This window comes from Pacificibacter sp. AS14, from assembly GCF_038899935.1.
In the GTDB taxonomy this organism is placed as follows: domain Bacteria; phylum Pseudomonadota; class Alphaproteobacteria; order Rhodobacterales; family Rhodobacteraceae; genus Celeribacter.
On the sequence record NZ_JBBMQI010000024.1, the window covers coordinates 44,079 to 52,729 of the forward strand.

The window sequence follows — 8,651 nt, forward strand, 5'->3', positions numbered from 1 at the left end:
AATCAGTTCTCCACTGGAATTGTACAGGAGTTGGCCTGAACTTTACGGGGCGTCGGCGGGGCAAGGTTATGTTTTTCAGGCTGACACTCTGTTGCTGCCGTCTCGCCAGATGTCGGCACTGCGCGGCAATACAAAAACTCTTCCAGCGGAATGACTGGATCAAGTTTGACAGGGTTTTCGCAGGCGCAGCACGGCACGACCTCCTCCATCAAACGCGGATGACACTTGTTGTCACGCAAGCCCGTTCCGGCATAGGCCGTCTCCCAATATTGCGCAGATGTGTTGATCTGCTGCAAAATCGGGCCTTGTACCTTATAAAGTAACGCCGCGAGGATGATACCGTTGTTGTTAGCCGTTTGAAGCGGAATATACCCGTTTCCGTTCTCGTAAAGACCTTCGTAAAACCCTGCTTCAGGGTCATAAAGATCCGCGACGCTTTCGAACAAAAGATCCGTATAATCCGTATCCCACAGCGCCCATAGGCCCACCGCAGCCTTTGCGGCAATCGCAGCAAGGTCAGGCTGATATTCTCCGGTCGGGTCGAGTGTGTTCCACGCATAGCCATCAGCAAAAATCGAGTCATACACGAAGTAAGGCTTTCCGTTGACCTGATGTTCCGAACGCGCCGTGATAATACCCGTTTGTTCATACCGGCGCTGTTGGACAAGATAAATACGGTTGGCGAACTCCGCCCGCCACCCATGACTTGCGGTCATCCCATCATAAGATTTATCAGATGGCAAATCCCATCCCATCTCCAGCCCGTCAAGGATATATCCTTCGGTTAAAACATAGTTTTGGTTTTTAAAAACTCGTGGATCACGACCATCGTAGGGCACTTTCACATCGTAAATTGTGGTGTAAGCAAGTGGTTCGGGTGACATAGCTTTATCAACATCAAACCCCCAAAGAGCGAATCCTTTGGCTGCGTATTCTTCATACCCCAACCGACCTTCTTGGACATATTGCGCTGATCCATCTCCACGCTTGAAGGCCCCAAACATGCTGCCATCATCGTTGACCAAATTGCAAAAATTCCAACGCATTGGAACGTTGTCCACACTGTTTGCAAGGTAAGGATTACGCTCTTTGAGGATGCGAAGCCAAACCAACAACCGCCCGATATCCAGCGCGGACATACCGACCTCGCCGGCTTCATTTGCATAGTTAACCTTTGCCCCAGTTTCAGTGTTATACACTTTATTGGGGGCTTCTTTGTTGTACAAATCGAGGTTACGCAGCGTGTTTAAAAGCTTTGTAGCACGCGTGTCGAATTCGCGCTTATCAATAATACATAGCTCGCGTGCTGCGACCAACGCACTGATATAAGAAGCCGTGTCCCACATCGTCGTTGACGGATAAGAGCCAACAGCATTCACAAGCCCTGTTTTTGACTGAAACCGTTTCTCGAAATAAGACCATGCAATTTTTGCCATCTTAAATTCACGGTCTGTCAAAAGGCCCGAACGTCCAAAATGCGGTCTGGAGATGTCCCCTTCTTCGTGCGCACACTGACCAGTACCCATCCCATCGAAGTCAAGAATTAGCGGCGTTTCTGAGCGGATAGTGACACTGTTGTATTCAGTCCCATTGATAGAAACGTTGTCAATTGTCATGGAGCGCGGCTGCATAGAAGTTTCGGATTGAGCGCCCAGTGACATAGGAAATGTTAAAGCAAAGGCAGAACAAGCGCCGATCCACGCTGCTTTCAGAAGGGTTTCACTTTTCATTCGCATGCTCCGTTCTAGATGAAAATTTATATTCGGGTGCATTCGACCCGATTTTTTAATTTCGCGCCTGAAATTTCAAACTCAGACATCTACGATTTTGCACAGGACCATACTCAACCCCGTCAGCACATTCTAAAATAAGCCCAAGCCCCCGACCACTTTCAGCCATGACATCCACATCAGACAGCGCGCGCGCTTGCTTTCGAATATCAAATGCTTTGGCCCCCTCAGGATCAAAAATATCAACGGTCAATACGTCACCGTCGAAATTGAACGTCAGGTCGATTGGTGCATCTTTTTGCTCGGTTTCGGCATGCAACACCAAATTGGCCAAGGCCTCACTCATACAGATATCAAACCGCATAAGTGTTTCATATGTCAATTGATCTTCCAAATGACCTTTCAAAGTCAAAACCATAGGGTCGACTGCTTGCAGCTGGTTTTGCATATGAAAAGTCGATGTGCTCACAGACTTTCTCTCATTGCTCGCACTGCAGAATCAATATCGAGGTAACTTTTAAATACGCGGTCCATACGGCAAATTTTAAACATCTGAGACACATCAGAGTTCAACCCACACACCACAAGATCCCCACGGTGACCAATTCTTTTAAGAACGCCTGTCATCGCGCCCAATCCAGAAGAATCAAGGAAAGAGACACCATGGAAATCGATGACAAGATGGGATGCGCCACTTTCAATCAAAGCCACGATCTCTTCTTTAAAGGCTTTTGAATTGATCGCCGTCAGACGATCAACTCCAGGCCTCACAGCTACGATATAGGGGTCATACTTTGTTGTATGAATCATGTTTTTATCCTTTTTAAAGCCACCACGGTTAGGTCATCCTCTAACGCACGGTTTCCGCGCCATTTTCTCAATTCCTGAACAATTATGTTCGGCAGCTCATCCGTTACAGTAAGGCGGTTTTTGGCAATAAGGGCGCACAAAAGCTCACTCCCGAACGGGACTCCTTGCTCATTTTCAGCCTCGCCTGCGGCATCAGAGCATAAAACCAACGAGGCGCCTTCTTCGAAGGAAAACACATCATTTTCATAGGAAAAGTGAGAAAACATTCCGACGGGAAATCCTCCATCGCCCACAAATGTCGTTTTTCCGTTCGCGTCCACATAGGTCGGCGACGGATATCCCGCTTGGCAAAAGTCCATCCGGCCCGTGACCGTATTTATGATGGCGCAGAACATTGTGAAATAATCATCATTATCAGCCGCACTAAACCGTTGATTGAGGTTGGCAACCAAACCTGCTGGATCGGGCTTGCCATCCTTACCGCAGGCCGCGTTGCAGAAAAACTCAGGTGTGATCATGTGACCGATTGCAACAGATAATAGCGACGCATGGATGCCGTGGCCAGACACATCCACAGCGTAAACGCCTAACATTTTTTGTGGCAAGGCAAAGCAGCCAAACATGTCACCAGATACCATCGCCGACGGCACAAAGGCTGATGCAATATGGACGCCGCCAATGTCACGATGGATTTCAGGCAAAAGCTGCCGTTGTGCATCAGCCGCTGCTTTCAAATCTTTTTGAATGCGGTCGTTGATTTCTTTTAAAATGCGGTGCTGTTTTGCTTGATCTTCGATATGCTGAATAAGGCGAGACGCAACATGAATACGCGCCTTCAATCGCGCAGGATCATTGCCTTTTGTTAAGAAATCATCGACCCCAGCATCCAATGCTTCGATGCTGGTAGCACTTTGACCGCTGCCCGTGAGCATAATGATGTGAACATAATGGTCCAAGTCCAAACCGCGCACAGCACGTGTTAGCTCGATACCATTCATATGCGGCATATCAAAATCACTGATTAAAATTTGAGCGCCTGTGGACTGAACCAATTCCAACGCCTCTACGCCGTCTTCAGCGACGAGAGCTTTGTGACCCAAATGCTCGATCATGCGAGCTAAATAGGTACGCTGCACCAAATTGTCTTCGGCCACAATGATATCTAGTGACGCTTCCATATCAAATAAGCCTCCAGTCCCGCAGGCCGCAAAAGTTCAAAAACATGTGTTAAATCACAAATTTTTGCGCTCAGCTCATATATTAAAATGATCCCGCAAAAGTTGATTCATACAAAGAATCGCATCGTATTTCATAATAGTCTACTTTCATTATTGATGGTCGAAACAACCACTGAAAACAACCTATAGTATAATGTAATTTGTCCCCACCCCTTCACACTGTGAAGCATGGTTAATGAGTGAAGCGACTATAATTCTTTAATTTCACGATAAACGAGTAACCCCAAAATACACTAGAAAATCTTTGGATCGTGAAATTTCCGCCACCTTGACGTAGAATTACATCAAAATTTTCCGCGTATTACATATTTTGTTCTTGTCTTAATCAAAGGACTGAGCCTGACTGAAGCGATAGTAAAAGAAACCGAGTGTAAATCATTCCGCTTTCTGATTGCGTAGATTTGGTAATGATAAATGAGATGAAAGGGCCGATCAATGAAAGGCACAATATTTGTTGAATTGATTAAGATGGCAGAAGACGCTTTTGGCGAGAACACGGTCGATAATATTCTGGATAAGGCCGAACTCGAAAACGGTGGGGCGTTTACCTCTGTCGGAAATTACCCCTGCTCAGAATTGGTCAAAATAGTGATCGCCTTTAGTGATCACTCTGGAATTGACCCCGACACATTGCAAAGAATGTTTGGCCATTGGATGTTGAGTCATTTCGTCGAAAACTACCCCCAATTTTTCAATGACAAGAAGGACGCCTTTTCCCTGCTGGAATCCATTGAAGGCGAGATTCACGTTGAGGTTCGTAAACTCTACCCTGAAGCGGAACTTCCCACCTTTGTCACCGAGCGAAATGCTCCGAACCAAATGATGATGGAGTACGAGTCTCCACGACCATTAGCGGCCTTCTGTCACGGCATGATTGAAGCGGCACTTGAGCATTTCAAGGAAGAAGGCAGTATCACCAGTAAAATCAACCCAGCCCAACCCAACATCACAAACTTTGAGATCACATTGCAATCATAAGGCATTATCTTCAATGAGTTCTTCCGATGAAAACCGTGTCTCTCGCAGCAGATATAACCGTGAATGCGCAGCACGCGCCGAGGCGGAAAAATTGCTTGAACAAAAAAGCCGTGAACTGTTCGAAGCAAACACGGCTTTGAATGCGCATTCAGCGCAATTGAAAGAGGCCGTCGATATACGGACAGCAGAATTACAGACGGCTCTAGAACGCGCAGAGGCTGCATCCGTCGCACGGAGTAGATTCATCGCAACTATGAGCCATGAAATAAGAACGCCGCTCGGCGGGTTGTTGGGGATGATTGATCTTCTAGCTATGGATGAAATAGATGCCGGAAAGTTGGAACTTTTAAACTACGCTAAAGCCGCAGGCACAGGGCTTAGCCGGATCGTCAACGATGTGCTCGATTTTTCAAAAATGGAAGCTGGGGTTTTCGTTTTTGAAGCAGAAAACGTCGATATCCGTGCCTTGGTCAAAAGCGTATCCATGCTTTACACATCGCATGGGAAAGGCATCACGCGCTCCATTACGATCCAAATCGACGACAGCGTACCTCATTTGTTTTTGAGTGATGCCACGCGCATTCGGCAAGTCATCTCCAATTTAATTAGCAACGCTCTCCGGTACTCGACTAACGGTCCAATCATCGTACGTGCCAAGGCCACCCCGCATCATAAAGGGGCCCTGCTACGTTGTGAGGTCGAGGATTGCGGCGTCGGAATCCCTCCCGAAAAGTTCGGCGATCTGTTCAAAGACTTTTCGCAAGTGGCCAATCCATTAACCGTTGCAGCACAGGGCACGGGATTGGGCCTCGCGATCTGCAAGCGCATCATGGATGGGTTGGGCGGTCGCGTCGGCTTAGAGAGTAAACAAGGGGCTGGATCGACATTTTGGATTGAATTGGCCGTCGCTATCGTCAGCCCACATCAAAACCGCCCCGGTCACAATCTAGCAGCAGAGACAGCACTGCCCCCCCCCAGCATCAAAGGAAAACATATTTTGATCGCTGAGGACAACATCATCAATCAGAAAATGCTTCTCGCTTACGCGCAACGCATGGAGGTGACCGCCGATTTAGCAGAAAACGGCCAGATCGCAGTGGAAAAATTCACACCGGGTAAATACGATCTCATCTTGATGGATATTGCCATGCCGGAAGTGGATGGTATTGAAGCCACTCGTCAAATTTTTGCCAAGTGGCCGAACGATTGCGTACCTCCAATCCTTGCGCTGACAGCTCACGTTGCGGACGCGATTGAATCAGAAGCCAAACAGGTGGGCATCACACGTATCTTGTCGAAACCAATTCCCTTCAACGAACTAAAATCGGCACTGGAATCCACCCTTTACCTCACAGCAATGACAGCCGCAGCATCTAAGGATACAAGCACCTCAGAAAATCCAACAGCTTCTGTTGAAGATCAACTGATGGCTATGATGGACACAAATGTCGGAGAAAACCTGTTAAACATCTTCTCCGCTGAGGGGCTGATCGATTTAGCGGACAAGTTTGTGACTGATTGCAACCAAAGGGTCGTACTTCTGATTGCCGCAGCACAATCCGGCGATACAGATGCCGCAGCGAAACAAGGGCACTCGATCAAAGGCGCATGCCTTGCTATGGGATTTAACGGCATGGCTGAACTATCAAAACGCATTGAGCATCATTCAACACAAACGACTAAAGCAACAATCATAGAAATTGCTCAAGAGCTTTTAGAGGAAGTTGGTAAACTCAACGCAATTCTAAAGCCATGAAATAAGACTAAAATTTGAACCTATAGGTGACGGATAGGTTGCCGCCAAGAATGCCCGGGCCCGGCGCATCGCCGCGGTTCCATGCCCACCTGTTGTTGCTATAGTTACTATACGATAGCGACCAATCATCAGCGATTTTGTAGCTGGCAGTATAACTGTAATCAGGTTGATAGGTGGTTTGCGCGTCTGGAGCATAGAGGTAAACTGTTCCACCGACTCGAAGCCGATCATTCACAGCATACCCACAGGAAAAATTTAAACTTTTGATAGCAGGATTGGGCAATCCTACACTGGTAGAGCAAGGTAGTTTTTTATCAAACGGCAGTTTGATCACCGGAAGTTTGTAACTTGCGCGCAGATTTCCATCTTTCAATCCATCGAATAAATTTCCATACATCCCGTCAAACTGAGCTGAATAATTGCTGTAACCTACGTTGATCTTATCGCTGACCTGATAATTAAAAGCATAGGTGAAATCTGGATCATATGCCGCCTTGTCGCTTGAATTAGCATAGCCGACCAAAGCAAAGCGAAAGGACAATCGAGGCGTCAGCTTGGTACTACATCCCAAGCTCGCGCGCGGTTTTGAAAACTGCAAAGTCCCCGCCCCAGAAACACCTTGCAGGCTCGTGGTTCCCGTTATCGCACAGGCCAAATCAAGCCGATCCAAAAGAGTTTGTTGGCTCGCCTCTTGAACCGGCTCAGGTGATGTTTGGGGATCTGCGTCAGTCTGCTGTCGTATCGCCGTCTCGCGCTTAGGTGCGACTCCAAGAGGCGAGGACGATACAATAAGCTCTACTGACTGATGGCAGTCATCCGGAACAAAGGCCGCAAGATCAGGGCAAGATGCATTTAACTCATCCGAAGACTGCACAATGCGTTCATCACCTTCCGCCTGATCCTCAAGAGCCAAATTTTTAAGAGTTTGGGCATCCTCATCTTCCTCAACAGAAGATACCTCAACAGAATTCTCCGGCACAAACTCTCCAACGGCCGTTTCCGACGCCAATGTGACCCGCTCGGCATCCGATAGCCCCTGCCCCTCATCGGATGAGAGGATATCAACCTGTTTGGGAGCACTAGATCCTGTCCCCGCCAACATCCATCGCGCGATATAGTGCGCCACGTCTTGCGCCGTGGCAGCTTGCGGTGGAGATGGCCGTTTCTCGCCCGTTGCATATACTGTAAAACCCGCACCATCTGCGCCCACAATCAGGCATGACAAACCTTCAGTGCATGTGACATCAAACAGGGTGCGACGTCGCCCTTCATTGCTCGTCACATGAGCGGCCCCATCCGGATAAATTACATAAATCCATTCGCCCAAGCTTCCTCGTTGATACCGTGTCGGGTGCAACGGACTTGGAATATCAACAATAACCTCTTCAGCACCTTCAACCAAAGGGATGGCGGTGTTGCCAAAGGGTTGTGTTATGATCTCAAAGACCGGATCAGCCGTTTGCGAATGCGCGCCAAAGGCTATGAAAAGGCTGGCTGTCGTCGCCTTGAACAAAAATTTTAATTTTTGGTATAAACACTCGTCCCACAAAGGACTTGGTGTTGTATTTGATATAATATTCAACACTGAATTGTCCGTCGTCAGGGTTTTGGAACCAAAGGCGGCTTAAAATACGAGTGAGTATGGCTCATAGTTGTTTGCATTATGCGGCGCGTTGCCTGTGATGCAAGCCCTGCATGAATTGAAGATCAAATTCGTCTGTTCAGCCTTCATGCCTAAGCCGGACTTTTAAGTAGACGGGTCGCGCTTTCGTGCTGCCCCAAGCTCGTTTAAGCCACTTTCCGTTCGAATGCGACGTGGCTTTTCCAGCCCAGTGCTAAGTGGCCCGCCTGGAGTGTAGAACCCATTGATGTATTCGAAGATGACCATCTCAGCCTGCCGCCATGTTATCGATGGCGATGAGGGGGAGCGCTCGATCGCGCCCCCCCCCCCAAAAAAAAACTACACGCTTTGACATGTCTGCCTCCGTTATTTGCGGATACAGTTATACAATAGGCTGGCAAAGATAGGTTAGAGGGTAATTGGGGGCTAGATGCAACACTTAGTAGGATTTGAACCTACGACCTTCAGGTTATGAGCCTGACGAGCTACCGGGCTGCTCCATCCCGCGACACTGTGCT

At 48.0% G+C, this 8,651-nt stretch carries 8 protein-coding genes; 2 read left to right on the plus strand and 6 right to left on the minus strand.

Annotated features, from left to right (window positions below; all coding sequences use genetic code 11):
* Positions 1-2: 2 nt before the first annotated feature.
* From WNY38_RS16935 to WNY38_RS16950, 4 genes are read right to left on the minus strand one after another with little or no spacing between them, the layout of a single operon-like run.
* The gene (locus tag WNY38_RS16935; RefSeq protein ID WP_342858545.1) at positions 3-1,730 is read right to left on the minus strand and encodes a DUF3131 domain-containing protein; all 1,728 of its coding nucleotides are present in this window, start codon (positions 1,728-1,730) and stop codon (positions 3-5) included.
* A 55-nt stretch (positions 1,731-1,785) separates the two neighbouring features.
* Positions 1,786-2,199, minus strand: a complete 414-nt coding sequence (locus tag WNY38_RS16940) for an ATP-binding protein (RefSeq protein ID WP_342858546.1) — start codon at positions 2,197-2,199, stop codon at positions 1,786-1,788.
* Positions 2,196-2,540, minus strand: a complete 345-nt coding sequence (locus tag WNY38_RS16945) for an STAS domain-containing protein (RefSeq protein WP_342858547.1) — start codon at positions 2,538-2,540, stop codon at positions 2,196-2,198. Before WNY38_RS16945 ends, WNY38_RS16940 begins: the two co-directional genes overlap by 4 nt.
* Positions 2,537-3,718 (minus strand): SpoIIE family protein phosphatase, encoded by a 1,182-nt coding sequence (locus tag WNY38_RS16950; RefSeq protein WP_342858548.1) that lies wholly within the window; start codon positions 3,716-3,718, stop codon positions 2,537-2,539. Before WNY38_RS16950 ends, WNY38_RS16945 begins: the two co-directional genes overlap by 4 nt.
* Positions 3,719-4,213: 495 nt before the next feature.
* On the opposite strand from WNY38_RS16950, the gene WNY38_RS16955 reads away from it, so the two are divergent.
* Together WNY38_RS16955 and WNY38_RS16960 are read left to right on the plus strand one after the other, a co-directional pair.
* The gene (locus tag WNY38_RS16955) at positions 4,214-4,756 is read left to right on the plus strand and encodes a heme NO-binding domain-containing protein (RefSeq protein ID WP_342858549.1); all 543 of its coding nucleotides are present in this window, start codon (positions 4,214-4,216) and stop codon (positions 4,754-4,756) included.
* 91 nt (positions 4,757-4,847) lie between these two features.
* A complete protein-coding gene (locus tag WNY38_RS16960; RefSeq protein WP_342858550.1) occupies positions 4,848-6,512 on the plus strand; it encodes an ATP-binding protein in 1,665 nt (554 codons plus the stop codon).
* 7 nt (positions 6,513-6,519) lie between these two features.
* Here the strand turns inward: WNY38_RS16960 and WNY38_RS16965 are convergent, their stop codons facing one another.
* Together WNY38_RS16965 and WNY38_RS16970 are read right to left on the minus strand one after the other, a co-directional pair.
* Positions 6,520-8,097 carry a hypothetical protein gene (locus tag WNY38_RS16965; protein WP_342858551.1) on the minus strand — a complete coding sequence of 526 codons (1,578 nt, stop codon included), beginning with the start codon at positions 8,095-8,097 and terminating at the stop codon, positions 6,520-6,522.
* A 162-nt stretch (positions 8,098-8,259) separates the two neighbouring features.
* The gene (locus WNY38_RS16970) at positions 8,260-8,400 is read right to left on the minus strand and encodes a hypothetical protein (RefSeq protein ID WP_342858552.1); all 141 of its coding nucleotides are present in this window, start codon (positions 8,398-8,400) and stop codon (positions 8,260-8,262) included.
* Positions 8,401-8,651 lie beyond the last annotated feature (251 nt).